This window comes from Kitasatospora sp. NPDC029312 (assembly GCF_055569215.1).
In genome coordinates this window covers 59,277-76,246 of record NZ_JBVHXY010000023.1, presented here as the reverse complement: position 1 = coordinate 76,246, position 16,970 = coordinate 59,277, and the positions used below count along the sequence as shown (strand labels likewise).

Here is a 16,970-nt window from a genome sequence, read left to right as displayed (position 1 = left end):
GCGGGCGGAGGGCGGTGTGGTGTGGTCTCTCGCGTCCTTCCCCCTCCCCCCCCCCCCCCCCCCCCCCCCTCCCCCCCCCCCCCCCCCCCCCCCCCCCCCCCCCGAGCCCCAGGCCGGCCGGGACGGCCACGTTGTGCAGCAGGTCCGCCCGGGTGCCCGCCCAGTGGCGCAGCACCATGCCCTCGCCGCCCCGGCCCCGCCCGGTCAGCGGCTCGGGGACGCCGACCAGCCCGACGTCCGCGCCGCACTCCGCCACCACCCGGCGGGCGAGGTCGCCGAGCACCGCGTCCCGGACCAGTTCGGCGGCGCGGGCGGCGAGTTCGGGGTCGTCGGGCCGCGCGGCGGGGCAGGAGGCGTCGGGCCGCGCGGCGGCGCCGGGAACGCTGGGCCGCGCGGCGGGGCCGTCCGGTCGCGCAGCCCGGGGGGTGTCCGCGCTCGTCATCGCGCGATTCTCACACGCGGCGCGGCCGGTGGCGAGAGTCCTGACGTGCGTGTTTCGTGGAGTGGCGGGCGCGGGCGCCGGGCCCGGCGTAGGGTGCGGCCGTGACTACCGGCGGGTAGCAACTGCCTTGATCGGAAGGGAAGCCGATGACCGACCCGAACTCCCCGACTCGGCCCGAGTCTCGGCCCCCGGCGGACGTCCTGCACGGGCTGCTGGCCGACCTGCGGGAGGAGAGCGCCGTCCTGGACGGCCTGGTGGCCGGGCTGCCGGCCGCGGACTGGGCCCGGCCGACGCCCGCCGAGGGATGGACGGTCGCCCACCAGATCGCCCACCTCTCCTGGACCGACGACTGGACGGTCCTGGCCGCGCGGGACCCGCAGGGCTTCACCGCGGCCTTCGGCGACTACGCCGAACGGCTGGCCCCCGGCACCGACCCGGTCGAGGAGGGCGCGCGGGCCGGCGCGGCCGCCGAGCCCGCGGAGCTGCTCGCCCGCTGGCGGACCGGCCGGGCGGAGGTGCTCGCCGCGCTGGGCTCCGCCCCGGCCGACGTCCGGCTGTCCTGGTTCGGGCCGCCGATGAAGCCCGCCTCGATGGCGACCGCCCGGCTGATGGAGACCTGGGCGCACGGCCAGGACGTCGCGGACGCCCTCGGCACGGCCCGGGAGCCCAGCGCCCGACTCCGGCACATCGCCCACCTGGGGCTGCGCACCCTGGGCTTCGCCTTCGCCGCCCACGGGCTGCCCGCACCGGACCGCCCGGTGCGGCTCGAACTCACCGCCCCCGACGGCGGAACGTGGACCTTCGGCCCGCCCGACGCAGCGGACGTGGTGACCGGCCCGGCCCTGGACTTCTGCCTGCTGGTGACCCAGCGCCGCCACCGCGACGACCTGGCCCTCGCCGCCACCGGCCCGGTCGCCACCACCTGGCTCCCGATCGCCCAGGCCTTCGCGGGAACCCCCGGCAAGGGGCGGCAGCCGGCCCCCGGCGCCTGAACGGCCCCGGCGGGAGGGTGTGCACTTCGACCTGGACCTGAGCGGACTCGTGCGCTACCCCGACTGAGCGGTGCACGGCCTCAGAGGCCGAGCCGGAGGGGGGTGAGGCGGGTGGCGATCAGGTTGGTGGCGCCGCGGTCGCGTTCGATGCGGCCGTGGACCAGCAGGCCGGCGCGGTCCAGGGCGGTGCGGCGTTGGGACTCCCAGACCGGGCGGTTGCAGATCACGTTGATCAGGCCGGTCTCGTCCTCCAGGCTGAGGAAGAGCACTCCGCCCGCCGTCGGGGGGCGCTGCCGGTGGGTGACCAGGCCGCCGACCACCACGGCGGTTCCCGGGGGGACGTCCGGGAGTTGGGCGGCGCGGAGGGCGCCGCCGCGGTCCAGGTGGGCGCGCAGGTGCTGGAGCGGGTGGCTGGTGGCGGAGGTGCCGGTGGCCCACAGGTCGGCGATGGTCGCCTCGACCGGGCTCATCTCGGGCAGCTCCGGCGCCTCGGTGCCGGGCGTGGTGCCGGGCAGCAGGTCGGCCGAGATTCCGGCGAACGCCCCTGCCGCCCAGAGTGCCTGACGTCGCGTCAGGCCGAAGCAGTCGAAGGCCCCGGCCGTCGCCAGTGCCTCCAGGACGGGCGCGGGCAGGCCGGTGCGGCGGGCGAAGTCCTCCAGGTCCGCGTACGGCTGCCCGGCCGCGATCGCCTCGGCCTGCGGGGTGCCGATGCCGCGCACCGTCTCCAGCCCGAGCCGGATGGCCGGCTGCGGACGGCCGGCGGTCAGCGGGGGCTTGGGCGTCGGGCCCCGGTACGGCTCCAGGGTGGGGCGCGGCCCGCTGGCGTTGACGTCCACCCCGCGCACCCGTACGCCGTGCCGCCGGGCGTCGGCGACCAGGCTGAGCGGCGAGTAGAAGCCCATCGGCTGGTTGGCCAGCAGGGCGCAGGCGAAGGCCGCCGGGAAGTGGTACTTGAGCCAGGCGCTGGCGTACACCAGGTAGGCGAAGCTGATCGCGTGGCTCTCCGGGAAGCCGTAGTTGGAGAAGGCCTCGATCTTGCCGTAGACGTCCTCGGCCACCTCGGGCGGGATGCCGCGCTCGGCCATCCCGCCGAGCAGCCGCTCGCGCAGCCGGGCGACCCGCTCGTGGGAGCGCTTGGCGCCCATCGCCTGGCGCAGTCGGTCGGCCTCGGACGGGGTGAATCCGGCGCAGTCGATGGCGAGTTGCATCATCTGCTCCTGGAACAGCGGCACCCCGAGGGTCTTGCCCAGGGCGTTCTCCATCAGCGGGTGCGGGCAGCCGGGCGGCTCGGCCCCGGCGCGGCGGCGCAGGTACGGGTGGACGGAGCCGCCCTGGATCGGGCCGGGGCGGATCAGCGCGACCTCGACCACCAGGTCGTAGAAGTGGTCCGGCTTGAGCCGGGGCAGGGTGGCCATCTGGGCCCGGGACTCGACCTGGAAGACGCCCACGGTGTCGGCCCGGCGCAGCATCGCGTACACGCCCTTGTCGTCGTCCGGGATGGACGCCAAGTCGTAGCGCAGGCCGTGGTGCTCGGCGACCAGGTCGCAGGCGTCGTGCAGGGCGGCGAGCATGCCGAGGCCGAGCAGGTCGATCTTCACCAGCCCGGCGCCGGCGGTGGACTCCTTGTCCCACTGCAGCACCGAGCGCCCGGGCATCCGGGCCCACTCGGTCGGGCAGATCTCGCCGATCGGCTCCTTGGTGAGCACCATGCCGCCCGAGTGGATGCCCAGGTGGCGGGGGAGGCCGTGCAGTTGACCGGCGAGCGAGAGCACGTCGGAGGGGATCACGGCGTCCGCGCCGGGCGCGGAACGGAAGTCGGCCTGCCGGCTGAAGGCGTCCACCTGTCCCTGCGGGTAGCCGAGCACCCGGGCGGCGTCGCGGATCGCCAGCCGGGGCCGGTAGGTGATCACGTTGGCGACCTGGGCGGCGTGCTCGCGGCCGTAGCGGCGGTAGACGTACTGGATGACCTCCTCGCGGCGGCGGTTCTCGATGTCCAGGTCGATGTCGGGCGGCCCGTCCCGGGCGGTGGAGAGGAAGCGTTCGAACAGCAGCTTGTAGTGGATCGGGTCGACGGCGGTGATCCCGAGGGCGAAGCAGACCGCCGAGTTGGCGGCGGAGCCGCGGCCCTGGCACCAGATGTCCTCGCGGCGGCAGAAGTCCACGATGTCGTGCACGATCAGGAAGTAGCCGGCCAGGTCGAGGTCCTCGATCACGTCCAGTTCCTTGGCGAGCTGGCGGCGGGCGGCGGCGTTGCCGGGCCCGAAGCGGGCCGGCCCGCCGGCCGCGACCAGGGCGCGCAGGTGGCTGATCTCGGTCTCGCCCTCGGGGACGGGGTAGCCGGGCAGCTCCGGGTCCAGCTTGGCGAAGTCGAAGGCGCAGGCCCGGCCGAGTTCGGCGGTGGCCCGCTGCACCCCGGGGAAACGGGCCAGCCGGGCGGCCATCTCCCGGCCCGAGCGCAGGTGCGCGGTGCCGGCCGCGACGGTCCAGCCGGCCGCCTCCTGGAGGGTGCGGCGCTCGTGCAGCGCGGCCAGGCTCTGCGCCAGGCGGCCCTGGGCGGGGCCGGCGTGGTGGGCGTTGGTGGAGGCGACGACGGGCAGGCGCGCCCCCGCGGCGAGCGCGGCGAGGGCGTCGTTGCGCCGGTCGTCGCCGGGCAGCCACTGGTCGATCAGCTCGACGTGGACGTTCTCCCGGCCGAACGCCTCGGTGAGGGTGTGCAGTCGGCGCTCGGCCTCGCCCCGGTCGGGGCCGTGCTTCCCGGCCAGGGCGGCGGGGACCCGGCCGAGGCGGCAGCCGGTGAGCACCGCCCAGTGGCCGTCGTGCGCCCCGGCCAGCGTCGCGAGGTCGTACACCGGGCGGCCCTTGGCGCCGCCGGCCAGTTGGGCGGCGGCGATCGCGGCGGAGAGGCGGCGGTAGCCGGCCGGGTCGCGGGCGAGGACCAGCAGGTGTTCGACGTTCTCCGGGGAGTGGCGCAGCGTCAGTTCGGCGCCGAACACGGTGGCCACGCCCGTCCCCCGGGCCGCCAGGGCGAGCCGGACGGCACCGTACAGGCCGTCGTGGTCGGTGATCGCGAGGGTCTCGACGCCCAGCCGGGCCGCCTCGGCGACCAGGTCCTCCGGGTCGCTGGCGCCGTCCAGGAAGCTGAAGGCGGAGTGGACGTGCAGTTCGGCCCAGGGTTCGTCACCCGGTTCGGGGCGGGGGGCGTCACCGTCGGCCCGTACGTCAGGGGTTCCTTCGGTGCGGCGGCGCAGCGGGACGACCGTGCGGTCCGGCGCCGCGCCGGTCAGCCGCCGGTGCAGTTCGCTCCAGGGGACGGTGGGGTGGCTGGTGAAGCCCATCGGGGGTTGCCTTCGTCGTTCTCGTGCTCGTCCTGCCCTGCCCCCCTGTTTCGGCCCTACGGCCCTCTTCCGGGTCCCGGAGCCGCTAGTCGTAGCCGGCCTCCAGGTACCACGCACCCCCCTCCACGGTGAGCAGCAGCGCGCGGCCGCCGTCCACCACCATCTGGAACCGCGCCCGGCGGCGGGCGAGTGACTGGTCCCACCAGTGCTCGACCGCCGGCCAAGGCCCCGTCCAGCCCGCCACCCGCTCCTCCCGGCCCCGGACCACGACCAGGGCCGGCCGGGCCGACACCCCCGCCCGGCCGTCCACCGTGACCGGCCGGCCGGCCTCGTCCAGCACCCGCACCGGCGCCGGCTCGCGCAGCACCACGGTCGGCCAGAGGCCCTCCAGCCGTCCCGGCCAGGGCGCCTCGGCGGGCACCGCCGCCTCGTACGGCTCGCCCCACGGCACCTTGACCTGCTGCTCGCCCGGGCCGCGGCCGCCGGCCGGTTCGATCCGGCGCAGCCCGGCGTGCCCGAGCACCGCCTGCACCCGGGCCACCGCGCGCTCCACCCGGTCGTCCGCGACGGCCTGGCCCCACAGCGCGAGCTGGCGGCCCTGGTCCGGGGAGAGGCCGTCGGGCGCCAGCCGGAGCAGAGTGAAGCCCTCCTGGCCGCCGCCGCTCGCCGGGCCGTTCCCGAAGGTGCCCGCGCCCTGCCAGGCCTGGAGCTGCCAGCGGACCCGCTCGGCGAGCGCCGCCGCCGACAGCCGGCCCTCGTGCCGCCACAGCCGCGAGGCCGTCCGGCCGTCCGCGCAGGCCACCTCGACGGCCACCCGACGGCAGGTCAGCCCGGCCCCGGCCAGCCGCTGGTGCAGCCGCTCGGCCAGTGTGCGGGCGACGAACACCAGTGGCTCGGCGAGCGGCTCCGGCGGGTCGAAGCGCTGCTCGACGGAGAGGTCCGGCTCCTCGTCGCGCGGCACCAGCGGGCGCGGCTGCAGGCCACGGGCCAGCCGGTGCGCGACCGTTCCGGCCGGGCCGAAGCGGTCCGCGACCGACTCCGCGGGCAACGCGGCGAAGGCCCCGACGGTGGGCAGGCCGAGCCGCCCGAGCAGTTCGGCCAGCGGCTCGTCGCCCAGCGCGCCCACCGGGTACGGGGCGAGGAACTCCGCGGTCCGGCCGGCGGGCACCAGCACCCCGGCGCGGGCGGCGAGCACGGCGGCGAACAGGCCGTCGGCGACGCCGATCCGGGCATGGGGGGCGGTCTGCGGTTGGGCTGGTTCGGCCGGTTTCGTCTGGTCGGCTGGTTCCGTCGGTCCCCCGGGGGGCACCGCCACCGCGCCGGGGACGGCGTCCGGGACGGGCGGCCGGCTGAGCGCCCCCGCCACCGCGGCGCCGACCTTGGTCGCCAGCGCCTCCTCGCCGCCGAAGTACCGGCCCGGGCCCTTGACCGGGATGGCGCACAGGCCCGGGCGGATCACCTCCACCCGAGGCGTGAACGCCTCCACCGCCGCGACCACCGGCTCGAACCGGCGGGTCTCCGCCTCCGGGTCGCGATCGCGCAGCTCCAGCTCCGGGCAGAGCCGCTGGGCCAGCTTGAGCCGCTGCCCCTGCCGCACCCCGGCCGCCCGGGCACCCGCCGAACAGGCCAGGATCCGGCCGCCCTCGGTCACCGCCACCGGGTCGTCGCCGGTGACGGCCACCACCGGCCAGTCCGGGCACCAGACCACCAGCACCCGGGGGGTCCGATCACTGTCGGGCATCGTCGGCATCTCACACCACCGCCGCCACCGGTGGCTGCCCCACCTGGAGGGGCTGCTCCCGGACCTGCTGGTGAACCGGCTGGTGAACCGGCTCGTGGATCCGCCCCGGGACCTGCTCCGCGCCCTGTTCCCGGATCTGTTCGCCGACCTGCTCCCGGACCGGGCGCACCGAGCCGTGCTCGTCCGGCAGCCAGAGCCGGGCCGTGCGGCCGCGCACCGCCGAACCCCGCCCCTCGGCCACCACCTCCACCTGCCGTCCGGCGAGCCGGCCGTAGCCGTCGCCCAGCCCGAACCAGCGCCCGGACCGCACCCCCAGCCTCAGCGCCGCCCCCGGCCACGGCCCGGCCACCAGCAGCACGCAGCCGCTGCGCCGCAGCACCGCGGCCAGCCGGGTGGCCAGCTTCGGCGGCACCGGGCCGTCCGGGTGCAGCATGATCAGTTCCACCGCGCCGGCCAGCACCGACACCACCTCGGGCCAGTGCGATCCCGGGTCGTCCGCGACCAGCAGGCGCCGCAGGTCCAGTCCGTACCCCTCGGCGGCGGCCAGCCCCAGGTCCGGCAGCCCGACCGCCGCCGCCCAGCCGCCCTCGGTCTCCCGCACCCCGGCGGCCAGCGCCAGCAGCAGCCCGGCGTCCCCGCCCGCCACCGACACGGCCGTCCCCCGCCGCAGCCCGCCGTCCGGCAGCACCTCCCGCAGGGCGGGCACCACCGGCACCAGCGCGCGCGCCGCCGACTGCCCGTCCTCGGTGGCGACAGTCGACGCCACCGACCGGAGAGTAGCCGTCACCTGCTTCGCCCCTTCCCCTGGTGCTCCCGTTTCCCGCGGCTCCCGCGCCGGGGCAGCCGGGAGCGCCACCGGTCGGAGCGCGGGACGGCCGGGCTGCTCGGCGGCGGATTCGAAAACAGATTCGAAAACGGACACACCCCCAGGATCGAACATCCGTTCGTAAAGATTCAAGTCCGCCCCCTCCGCCTCATCCGTCACTCTCCGTGCTGGTCACGGTGGGTGCCCGGCCGCTGGCGGACTACCGCAGGGGTCCCGTCGCCTTCCCCCGGCCCCTGTCCGAGGCGGCTGGGGGCCGCCCCCGCCTTCCCAGCGGGCAGCGCCCGCCCGGGCGTTGACGCGGCGCCTGGTCAGCGCCCGGTCAGCGCCCGGTGGAGGCGACGCGCCAGATGACGACCTCCGTGCCCGGTTGGCGCTCGGAGAAGGAGCCCGGCCCCAGCAGTCGGCGCAGGTCCGCCTCGAAGGCGTTCCGGGCCCGGCCGAACAGGTGGGGCGTCGAGGAGGAGCGGGAGAACACCCCGGCGACCACGTCGTCCGCCGTACGCTCCAGCGGCCGGCCGCCGGGGACGAGCAGCCGCCGAGGGGCGGCGAAGCCCGCCCGGGCGAGAACGGCCGACTCGCCCGCCGGGGTGCCGTGCGGCAGCAGCCCCCGGCCGGCCCGGCGGACCGGGCCGAGGTAGCGCCGGACCAGCTCGCCGATCGCGGCGTACGGGACCGGCGGGTGCGGCAGGCCCCCGGCGGGGCAAGGACCGGCCTCGGTGGGGCCGGGCCCGGGCTTCAGGTCGGCGATGTGCACCAGTGCGCCACCGGGGCGCAGGAGCCGCAGGACGGTCGCCGCCACCAGGTCGCGGTCCATCCAGTGGAAGGACTGGCCGAAGGTCGCCACGGTGAAGGTGCCGAGGCCTCGCGGCAGGTCCTCGGCCCGGGCCCGCACCCAGGTGGCCCGGCGCTCCCCCGCGCCCGCCCGGCGCGCCTCGGCGATCATCCCGCCGTCCGGGTCCACCCCGACGACCTCGGCGAACAGATGGGCCAGCCCCAGCGCCAGCGTTCCCGGGCCGCAGCCCACGTCGAACAGCCGCCCCGTGCCGTCCAGGCCCAGCGCCTCGGCCAGGGCCTCCGCCAGGCCGGGCGCGTAGGGCAGTCGGCCTCGCGCGTAGTGGACGGCCGCTCCGGCGAACAACGTCTCGTCCCAGCTCCAGTCGCCGATCATGCCCGCCTCCTGCCGTGGGGCCCGGTCTGAGGGCCCGATGATGACACGGCCTGACCCCGCGTCACGGGGCGAATTCGGTGGACAGTCCCGGCGCGGTCGACAGACTGATCCCATGAGTGAGACGAGCGGTCCGGGCGACATCCGCGCGGCGGACGACAAGAACGACCTCCGGATCTACCTCCAGGACGCCCGCGACGCCCTGCTCTGGAAGCTCGAAGGCCTCTCCGAGTACGACCTCCGGCGCCCGCTCACCCCCACCGGGACCAATCTGCTGGGGCTGGTCAAGCACGTCACCGGGGCCGAGTCGCTGTACTTCGGCGACACCTTCGGGCGGCCCTTCCCCGAACCGGCCCCGCTGTGGATCGTCGGCACCGCCGAACCCAACGGCGACCTGTGGGCGCGGGCGGACGAGGGCACCGAGGAGATCATCGGGCGCTACCGGCGGGTCTGGGCGCACTCGAACGCCACCATCGAGGCGCTGCCGCTGGACGCGGTCGGCCGGATACCGGTCGGCGACCGCCCCCAGCAGACCCTGCACCGGGTGCTCGTCCACATGATCGCCGAGACCCACCGGCACGCCGGCCACGCCGACCTGGTCCGCGAACTCATCGACGGCGCCACCGGCCAACGCCCGGACGGCGTCAACACCGTCCCGGGCGACGGGGACTGGTGGCAGGCCCACCACGACCGCGTGGAGCGGGCCGCCCGGGAAGCCGGCGGACTCGTCTGACCTGCGGACCACGGGGCCGGGAGGGTGAACGGCATGCGGTCCGGCCGCGGCGGCCGGACCGCACGAGCGCCTCCCCGGGTGGAGCAGCACCCGGCCGGGTGGGCTCCCGGTCGGGGGTGTCAGCTCTGCTTGATCGCGGAGATGTCGAACTCCAGGACGACCTTGTCGCCGACCAGCACGCCGCCGCCCTCCAAGGTCGCGTTCCAGGTCACGCCGAACTCCTTGCGGGAGATGGTCACCGATCCCTCCAGGCCGACCCGCAGGTTGCCGTAGGGGTCGACGGCGTTGCCGGTGTATTCGAAGTCGATGGTGACCGGGCGGGTGGTGTCCTTGATGGTCAGGTCGCCGGTGACGCGGTACTCGGTGTCGGAGAGCGGCTCGACCGAGGTGGTGCGGAAGGTGATCTCGGGGAAGCTGGGGGCGTCCAGGAAGTCGTTGGTGCGCAGGTGCTGGTCGCGCTGTTCGACGCCGGTGTCGATGCTCTCGGCCTTGATGACCAGCTGGGCGGTGGAGCGGGCCGGATCGGTGCCGTCCAGGTGGGCGGTGCCCTCGAACTGGTGGAACGCACCGCGGACCTTGGTCACCATCGCGTGGCGGGCGACGAAGCCGATCCGGGTGTGGGCGGGGTCGAGGACGTAGTCCCCGGTGAGCTCTGCGATGCTGGCGGTCATGGTTGGGGTGCCCTTCGAAAGACCGGGATCCCGGGCGCGGTACGCCCGGATCGTTCCGGACTCACGCTAGGGCGCAACCGATTCCAGCCCCGGCCGGACCCACGGGGCAACGGCAGAGTGCACCCTGACCGGTGACCTCGGGTCACCGGCTCGCCCCGCTCACCGCGGCCGCACTGACGCGAACAACTCCGGGGCCGGCGCCCGTGCGGGCCCCGGCCCGCAAAGCGGTGGCGCTGTCGGGCGGGCCCGCTAGGGTCTGGTGGGTCGGGGGCAGAACCGTGAAGGGTGGGGGACATGGGGCGTGCACGGGTGGCCGAGGTACCGGGCGGAGTGCTGCACGAGGGCAGCCGGGAGTTCCTGGTGCGGGAGGGGCTGCCGACGGCCGGGGCGTTCCTGGACTTCGGGGTGCTCGACGACGGGTCGTTGAAACTCTTCCCCGGGGGGTCGGAGCGGCTGTTCGTCCTCGGCGAGACGGACTACTGCACGCCCTTCGCCGCGGTCGGCGACCTGGTGCTGTTGGACGGGACCACCGGTGAGGTGCTCCTCGGCGACGGCGGCCCGCGCCGCGATCCACTGGCCTCCGACCTGGCGTCACTGGCCGCCCTGATCCGGGAGGTGGACGCGGTGGGCGAAGCCGCCCGACGGCCCGAGGCCCTGGACGGGCGACGCGGACCGGCGGTGGTGGCCGAGGTGATGGCGGCGGCCGAGCGGCGGATGCGGGACATCGACCCCGGGCTGTTCGGCGGGAGCGCCGCGCCCGCGCACTGGGGACCGGCGCTGCTGGTGCGGGCGCTGGGCTGGGGTGCGCTGCCGGGCGGGCCGGGCGGGCCCGCGTACGAGATCGGCACGGAGCTGGTGGCCGAGCTCGCGGCACTGACGGACGAGGACGGCGGGGCGGGCCGGGTGCACCGGTTCCGGCCGGAGGCGCTGCCCGCCGCCCTGGTGCACGAGCCGACCCGGCGGCTGCTGACCGAGGTCGGGCTGCCGCTGGGCGGCGCCATGTTCGGGGTGTGCGAGGAACCGCTCGTCACCATGGCGCAGGCGTACCCCGAGTACTTCGACGGCGAGGAGGAGCGCCCGTACCAGCGGGACTACCTCGCCCTCGGGGACTGGCCGACCGACCTCACGATCGCCCTGGACGGCGCCACCGGCCGGCTCGAACTGCCGGACTGGTACGACGACGGCCAGCCCGAGGCCTACCTGAACCGCGACCTGTCCGCCCTGCTCTACGCCCTGTGGACGTACGAGCGGCTGCGCGCCGAATGGGAGCGCTGGGACCACGGCCGGAGCCGGGAGGCCTGGGCGGTGTTCGACCCGCAGTCCCTGCTGAGCAGCGTGGTGGACCGGCTGGTGGAGGCCGTCGACCCGGAGGCCTTCGCCTCGCCCGGCCGGTCATGGCGGCTGCTCGCCGAGGACGGGCACCTGGGCGGCCTGCTGGGGTGAGCGGAACGGGGACCGAGCTGACGGGGACCGAGCCGGGTCAAGGGAGTACGGGACATGGGCGCCGCAACGGGCGCGTGAGCTCGGCGTCACGGGCTTGAAGCTGCCGCAGCGGCAGCTTCTACCGTCGTGACCAGGGCCGGAGGAACCGGCCCTGGTCAAAGCGACGTGGGAGAGGAGTCGGCCATGGCCTGGCCCATCGCAGAAGTCGCCCGGATGTCCGGGGTGACCGCCCGGACGCTGCGGCACTACGACGAGATCGGGCTGCTACCTCCGGCCCGGATCGGCTCCAACGGCCACCGCTACTACGGGGAACGACAGTTGCTGCAGCTGCAGCAGATCCTCGTGCTGCGGGCGCTGGGCGTGGGGCTGACCGAGATCGCCCGGATCCTCGGCGACCAGGTGGACGAACTGGCGGCCCTGCGGGGTCACCACCGCCGACTGGTCGCCGAACGCGACCGGCTCGACTCCCTGGCCGCCACCGTCTCGCGCACGATCGCCGACCTGGAACGCTCCCGGAAGGACGGCACACCCATGACCGACATCAATCGCCCCGAGAACCTCTTCGAGGGCATCCAGCCCGCCGACGTCGACGCCAGCCTGCGTGACTTCCCCGAGCACGCCGAGGCGGTCCGACGGGCGACCGCCGCGATGACCCCGGCCGAGATCGAGGCCGGCCGGCACGAGCGGACCGCCCGGATGGTCCGCCTGGCGGAGCTGATGGCGAACGGCCGGACGGCCGACGCCGAACCCGTGCAGCGCATGATCGACGAGGAGTACCGGCTGCTGAACGGGATCCGGACCGTCCCGGTGGAGGAATACCTCGCGATCGCCCGCTCCTGCACGGATAACGAGAGGTGGAGCGCCGCGTACGAGGCCATCGCCCCGGGTCTGGCCGCCTACCAGCGCGCCGCCATGGAGGCGTACGCGGCGGCACGGCTGTCCTGAGTCCGGCGGGGGGGACGGGGCCGGAGGCCGGGGCCCGAGGTGTCGACGCCTCGGGCCCCGGCGGAGGCGGTGCCGGGTAGGGGGCGGTGCCGGGTGGGGGTGGCCTTCCGCCGTAGGGGGCTCGCCCGCTGTGGAAGCGGTCATCTAGGCTGGTGGGGTGCTCATCCTTGTTCGCCGCCGCCACGTGGACCTGCTCCGCGTGACGAGCATGTCCTGTCGACGCTCCGGCTGAACCTCGCGCCACTCACCCTCAACGGCGGCCCCGAACGGCCGCCGCCACCTCCCGGCTCCCGGAGCACCCGCCGCACGAGGCGCGGCTCCGGCCACCCCCCGGTCGACCACCGGGACCGTCGGGACGAGACCCAGCGGATGTCACCCATGACGCAGCAGCACACGCCCATATCCGGAACCGGCTCCACCCAGGCGCTCGCCGACGCCCTCCCGGTGATCGACCTCTCGCTCGCCGACGGCAGCCCGGAGGACCGCCGACGCCTGCACGACGAGCTGCGCGAGGCAGCCACCGGCGTCGGCTTCTTCCAGCTCGTCGGCCACGGCGTCACCCGGGAGGAGACGACCGCGCTCACCACCGCCATGCGCGCCTTCTTCGCCCTCCCCGAGGCCGACCGGCTCGCCGTGAGCAACCTCAACTCCCCGCACTACCGCGGATACACCCGCACCGGCGACGAGCGCACCGGCGGCAGCCGGGACTGGCGCGACCAGCTCGACATCGGCGCCGAGCTGCCCGCGCACGTGCCCGGCGCCGGCGAGCCGCCGTACTGGTGGCTGGAGGGCCCCAACCAGTGGCCGGCCGCCCTGCCCGAGCTGCGCACCGCCACCCTCGGCTGGATCGACCACCTGGGCGAGGTCGGCCGCCGCCTGCTGCACGAACTCCTCATCTCGATCGGCGCCCGCCCCGACTTCTACGACGAGGCCTTCGCCGGCCACCCCCACCTGCGCCTCAAGCTGGTCCGCTACCCCGGCACCGCGCCGGACGGCGCCGGCCAGGGCGTCGGCGCCCACAAGGACTACGGCTTCATCACTCTGCTGCTCCAGGACACCGTCGGCGGCCTCCAGGTCGAGCGTCCGGACGGCAGCTTCCTGGACGTCCCCCCGCTCGACGGCGCCTTCGTGGTCAACCTCGGTGAGCTCCTGGAGGTGGCCACGGACGGCTACCTCAAGGCGACCAGCCACCGCGTGGTCAGCCCGGCCGGCGCCCGCGAACGCTTCTCCGTGCCGTTCTTCTACAACCCCCGGCTCGACGCCCACATCGAGCCGCTCGATTTCCCCCTGGCCCACCACGCCCCCGGCGCCACCGAGGACCCCGGCAACCCGCTGTTCGCCGACTTCGGCCTGAACGAATGGAAGGGCTACACCCGAGCCCACCCCGAAGTCACCCGCCGCCACCACGCCACGCTGGTCTGACCCGCACCCCTTCGCGCCGGGCGGCCCCTCGCCGACGCCCCTGCCGTCCACCGGTCGAACACGGTGGACGGCAGGGGGCGTCGGCCTTCCTGCCCCGAGGCCGCAGGCCCGCGCCCGGCCGGGCCCGTTCGCCGGTGGACCGGCGGGGCGGGCCACTGTCACACTGCTGCTGTCACAGCAGGAGTGTGCCAGCGCGGGAGGAAGTCGATGGGGGAGCACGGCGCCGTTGCGGGGGAGGTGCGGCTGACGGTGGACGAGTTGGCGGCGCGGGCCGGGGTGACGGTGCGGACGGTGCGGTTCTACGGGACGAAGGGGCTGTTGCCGCCCCCCGAGCTGGGGCCCCGGCGGGTGGGGTTGTACGGGGCGGCGCACCTGGACCGGTTGGGGCTGATCGAGGAGTTGCAGCGGCAGGGGCTGACCCTGGCGGCGATCGAGCGGTACCTGGCGCGGCTGCCGGAGGACAGTACGCCGCTGGAGCTGGCGATCCACCGGGCGCTGGTGGCGTCCTGGACGCCGGAGGCCCCGGAGGAGGCCACCAGGGCGCAGTTGGAGCGGCGGGCCGGGCGGGGGCTGTCCGAGGAGCAGTTGGAACGGCTGGTCGCGATGGGGGCGCTGGAGCGGACGGCGGATCCGGAGGTGTTCCGGGTGGATCCGGGCCTGCTGCCGCTCGGGGTGCGGATCGTGGACGTGCCGATCCCCCTGGAGACCCTGCTGGCCGCCCGGGCGGTGGTGCTGGAGCACAGCCGGGCGACGGCCCGGGAGTTGCAGCGGCTGTTCCGGGAGACGGTGTGGAAGCCGTACCGGGAGAGTGAGCCGGCCCCCGAGGAGCTGGCCCGGATGAAGGCGCTGACGGACCACATCCAGCCGATGGTGGCGCAGGCGCTGGTGACGGCCTTCCAGCGGTCGCTGCGGGAGGAGCTGGGCGAGGAACTGGGTGGGGTGCCGGGCGGGGAGCTCGACGACCACCCCGGCGGCCCCGGCGACCTCGGCGACCCGGGTGAGGCCGCGTGCACCGCGTGCACCACGGCCCCACCCGGATCCGTCTGAGCCCGGGCCGGCCGGATCAGTCGGTGAAGGTCCGCCCCTCCGCCGCGATCCGCTCCAGCAGCGCCGGCGGCGCGAACCGCTCGCCGTACGCGGCGGCGAGTTCGCGGGCGCGGGCCGTGAAGCCGGCCGGCCCGCCCGGGTAGCCGTTGATGTACTGGAAGACGCCGCCCGTCCAGGCGGGGAAGCCGATGCCGAGGATCGAGCCCACGTTGGCGTCGGCGACCGAGGTCAGCACGCCCTCCTCCAGGCAGCGCACGGAGTCCAGCGCCTCGCTGAACAGCATCCGCTCCTTGAGGTCCTCGAACGGGACCTCGGCGACGTCGACGTCCGGGCGCGAGAAGTGCTCCAGCAGTCCGGGCCAGAGCCGCCCGCGCTTGCCGTCCTCGCCGTACTCGTAGAAGCCCGCGCCGCCGCTGCGCCCGGGGCGGCCGAACTCGTCGACCATCCGGTCCACCACGGCGTCCGCCGGGTGGGGCTGCCAGCTGCCGCCGGCGGCCTCGACCGAGCGCCGGTACTCGTCGCGGATCTTGCGCGGCAGAGTGAGGGTCAGCTCGTCCATCAGGGAGAGCACCTTGGCGGGGTAGCCGGCCTGGGCGGCGGCCTGCTCGATGCTGGCCGGGTGGATGCCCTCGCCGACCATGGCGACGCCCTCGTTGAGGAACTGGCCGATCACCCGCGAGGTGAAGAAGCCCCGCGAGTCGTTGACCACGATCGGGGTCTTGTCGATCTGCCGGACCAGGTCGAAGGCGCGGGCGAGCGCCTCGTCGCCGGTCTGTGGGCCGCGGATGATCTCGACCAGCCGCATCTTGTCGACCGGCGAGAAGAAGTGCAGGCCGATGAAGTCGCCGGTGCGCTGGACGCCCTCGGCGAGCAGGCCGATCGGCAGGGTGGAGGTGTTGGAGCAGAGCAGCGCGTCGGGGGCGACGACGCCCTCGATCTCCTCGAACACCTTGTGCTTGAGCTCGGTGTTCTCGAAGACGGCCTCGATCACGGCGTCGCAGCCGGCCAGGTCGGCGGCCTCGGCGGTGGGGGTGATCCGGGCGAGCAGGGCGTCGCGCTCGGCCTCGGTGGAGCGGCCGCGGGCGACGGCCTTGTCCAACAGCCCCTCGGAGTAGGCCTTTCCGCGCTCGGCGGCCGCCAGGCTCACGTCCTTGAGGACGACCTCGATGCCGGCCTTGGCGCAGGCGTAGGCGATGCCGGCGCCCATCATCCCGGCACCGAGTACCGCGACCTTGCGGACGAGCCGCTTCTCGACGCCCTTGGGGCGTCCGGCGCCGGAGTTGACCGCCTGCATGTCGAAGAACAGGGCCTGGATCATGTTCTTGCTGGTCTGCCCGCAGGCCAGCTCGGTGAAGTAGCGGGCCTCGATCGCCATCGCGGTGTCGACGTCGACCTGGCTGCTCTCCACCGCGGCGGCGAGCACGTTGCGCGGGGCCGGGTAGGGCGCGCCGTTCAGCTGCTTGCGCAGGTTGGCCGGGAAGGCGGGCAGGTTGGCGGCGAAGGCGGGGGTGGCCGGGGTGCCGCCGGGGATCTTGTGGCCCTTGACGTCCCAGGGCTGGACCGCGGTCGGGTTGGCCTCGATCCAGGCCTTGGCGCGTGCGGTCAACTCCTCGGGGGTTTCCACCAGTTCGTGCACCAGTCCGTGCTCCAGCGCCTGCGCCGGGCGGTACTGGCGCCCCTCCAGCAGGAACTTGAGCAGGGCGTCGGTGATGCCGAACAGCCGCACCGTGCGGACCACCCCGCCGCCGCCGGGCAGCAGGCCGAGGGTGACCTCGGGCAGGCCGATCCGGCCGGTCGGGGTGTTCAGCGCGATCCGGTGGTGGCAGGCGAGGGCGATCTCCAGTCCGCCGCCGAGCGCGCTGCCGTTGACGGCGGCGACGACGGGCTTGCCGAGGGTCTCCAGGGTGCGCAGTGAGCGCTTGATCCGCATGGACTTCTCGAAGACGGCCTCGGCGTCCTCGGGGCGGGCGGCGGAGAGCATCCGCAGGTCGCCCCCGGCGAAGAAGGTCTTCTTGCCGGAGGTGATCACCACGCCGCGCAGCGCGTCCCCGAGCTCGGCCAGCCGCCCGACCACGGTCTCGAGGTCGGCGGTGAAGGCCTCGTTCATGGTGTTGACGGACTGGGTGGGGTCGTCGAGGACGAGGGTGACCACGCCGTCCCCGTCCTGCTCCCAGCGGATGGTGGTGGTGTCGCTCATCAGGTTCTCCA

12 protein-coding genes are annotated in these 16,970 nt (G+C 75.1%); 6 read left to right on the top strand and 6 right to left on the bottom strand.

Annotation, left to right across the window (positions count from 1 at the left end; all coding sequences use genetic code 11):
- The first annotated feature begins 588 nt into the window (after positions 1–588).
- A complete protein-coding gene (locus ACZ4WV_RS20235; RefSeq protein ID WP_465748532.1) occupies positions 589–1,434 on the top strand; it encodes a TIGR03084 family metal-binding protein in 846 nt (281 codons plus the stop codon).
- 80 nt (positions 1,435–1,514) lie between these two features.
- Here ACZ4WV_RS20235 and ACZ4WV_RS20230 read toward each other — a convergent pair whose 3' ends face one another.
- From ACZ4WV_RS20230 to ACZ4WV_RS20215, 4 genes are all read right to left on the bottom strand, one after another.
- Positions 1,515–4,769: an error-prone DNA polymerase gene (locus ACZ4WV_RS20230; RefSeq protein ID WP_465748530.1), complete on the bottom strand. Its 3,255-nt coding sequence runs from the start codon at positions 4,767–4,769 to the stop codon at positions 1,515–1,517.
- A gap of 85 nt (positions 4,770–4,854) precedes the next feature.
- Positions 4,855–6,510 (bottom strand): DNA polymerase Y family protein, encoded by a 1,656-nt coding sequence (locus ACZ4WV_RS20225; RefSeq protein WP_465748528.1) that lies wholly within the window; start codon positions 6,508–6,510, stop codon positions 4,855–4,857.
- 10 nt (positions 6,511–6,520) lie between these two features.
- Positions 6,521–7,276 carry a hypothetical protein gene (locus ACZ4WV_RS20220; protein ID WP_465748526.1) on the bottom strand — a complete coding sequence of 252 codons (756 nt, stop codon included), beginning with the start codon at positions 7,274–7,276 and terminating at the stop codon, positions 6,521–6,523.
- A 379-nt stretch (positions 7,277–7,655) separates the two neighbouring features.
- Positions 7,656–8,504 carry a class I SAM-dependent methyltransferase gene (locus tag ACZ4WV_RS20215; RefSeq protein WP_465748524.1) on the bottom strand — a complete coding sequence of 283 codons (849 nt, stop codon included), beginning with the start codon at positions 8,502–8,504 and terminating at the stop codon, positions 7,656–7,658.
- Between the two features lie 112 nt (positions 8,505–8,616).
- On the opposite strand from ACZ4WV_RS20215, the gene ACZ4WV_RS20210 reads away from it, so the two are divergent.
- Complete coding sequence (locus ACZ4WV_RS20210) at positions 8,617–9,234, top strand: DinB family protein (protein WP_465748522.1); 618 nt, start codon at positions 8,617–8,619, stop codon at positions 9,232–9,234.
- Positions 9,235–9,353: 119 nt separating this feature from the next.
- Here ACZ4WV_RS20210 and ACZ4WV_RS20205 read toward each other — a convergent pair whose 3' ends face one another.
- Complete coding sequence (locus tag ACZ4WV_RS20205; protein ID WP_465748520.1) at positions 9,354–9,905, bottom strand: YceI family protein; 552 nt, start codon at positions 9,903–9,905, stop codon at positions 9,354–9,356.
- Between the two features lie 294 nt (positions 9,906–10,199).
- Between ACZ4WV_RS20205 and ACZ4WV_RS20200 the strand changes: the two genes are divergently transcribed.
- The 4 genes from ACZ4WV_RS20200 (at position 10,200) to ACZ4WV_RS20185 (ending at position 14,762) form a co-directional block, all read left to right on the top strand.
- Positions 10,200–11,348, top strand: a complete 1,149-nt coding sequence (locus tag ACZ4WV_RS20200) for an SUKH-4 family immunity protein (protein WP_465748518.1) — start codon at positions 10,200–10,202, stop codon at positions 11,346–11,348.
- 183 nt (positions 11,349–11,531) lie between these two features.
- Positions 11,532–12,293 (top strand): MerR family transcriptional regulator, encoded by a 762-nt coding sequence (locus ACZ4WV_RS20195; RefSeq protein WP_465748516.1) that lies wholly within the window; start codon positions 11,532–11,534, stop codon positions 12,291–12,293.
- Between the two features lie 378 nt (positions 12,294–12,671).
- The gene (locus tag ACZ4WV_RS20190; protein WP_465748514.1) at positions 12,672–13,715 is read left to right on the top strand and encodes an isopenicillin N synthase family dioxygenase; all 1,044 of its coding nucleotides are present in this window, start codon (positions 12,672–12,674) and stop codon (positions 13,713–13,715) included.
- Between the two features lie 207 nt (positions 13,716–13,922).
- Positions 13,923–14,762: a MerR family transcriptional regulator gene (locus tag ACZ4WV_RS20185; RefSeq protein ID WP_465748512.1), complete on the top strand. Its 840-nt coding sequence runs from the start codon at positions 13,923–13,925 to the stop codon at positions 14,760–14,762.
- A gap of 16 nt (positions 14,763–14,778) precedes the next feature.
- On the opposite strand, the gene ACZ4WV_RS20180 is transcribed toward ACZ4WV_RS20185, so the two are convergent.
- A complete protein-coding gene (locus tag ACZ4WV_RS20180; protein ID WP_465748510.1) occupies positions 14,779–16,959 on the bottom strand; it encodes a 3-hydroxyacyl-CoA dehydrogenase NAD-binding domain-containing protein in 2,181 nt (726 codons plus the stop codon).
- Positions 16,960–16,970 lie beyond the last annotated feature (11 nt).

Excerpts from the sequence above, each read along its gene's own strand:
- ACZ4WV_RS20225 (WP_465748528.1), bottom strand. The coding sequence starts at position 6,510 with ATGCCCGACAGTGATCGGACCCCCCGGGTGCTGGTGGTCTGGTGCCCG.
- ACZ4WV_RS20230 (WP_465748530.1), bottom strand. The coding sequence starts at position 4,769 with ATGGGCTTCACCAGCCACCCCACCGTCCCCTGGAGCGAACTGCACCGG.
- ACZ4WV_RS20205 (WP_465748520.1), bottom strand. The coding sequence starts at position 9,905 with ATGACCGCCAGCATCGCAGAGCTCACCGGGGACTACGTCCTCGACCCC.
- ACZ4WV_RS20235 (WP_465748532.1), top strand. The coding sequence starts at position 589 with ATGACCGACCCGAACTCCCCGACTCGGCCCGAGTCTCGGCCCCCGGCG.
- ACZ4WV_RS20180 (WP_465748510.1), bottom strand. The coding sequence starts at position 16,959 with ATGAGCGACACCACCACCATCCGCTGGGAGCAGGACGGGGACGGCGTG.
- ACZ4WV_RS20200 (WP_465748518.1), top strand. The coding sequence starts at position 10,200 with ATGGGGCGTGCACGGGTGGCCGAGGTACCGGGCGGAGTGCTGCACGAG.
- ACZ4WV_RS20195 (WP_465748516.1), top strand. The coding sequence starts at position 11,532 with ATGGCCTGGCCCATCGCAGAAGTCGCCCGGATGTCCGGGGTGACCGCC.
- ACZ4WV_RS20210 (WP_465748522.1), top strand. The coding sequence starts at position 8,617 with ATGAGTGAGACGAGCGGTCCGGGCGACATCCGCGCGGCGGACGACAAG.
- ACZ4WV_RS20215 (WP_465748524.1), bottom strand. The coding sequence starts at position 8,504 with ATGATCGGCGACTGGAGCTGGGACGAGACGTTGTTCGCCGGAGCGGCC.
- ACZ4WV_RS20185 (WP_465748512.1), top strand. The coding sequence starts at position 13,923 with ATGGGGGAGCACGGCGCCGTTGCGGGGGAGGTGCGGCTGACGGTGGAC.
- ACZ4WV_RS20190 (WP_465748514.1), top strand. The coding sequence starts at position 12,672 with ATGACGCAGCAGCACACGCCCATATCCGGAACCGGCTCCACCCAGGCG.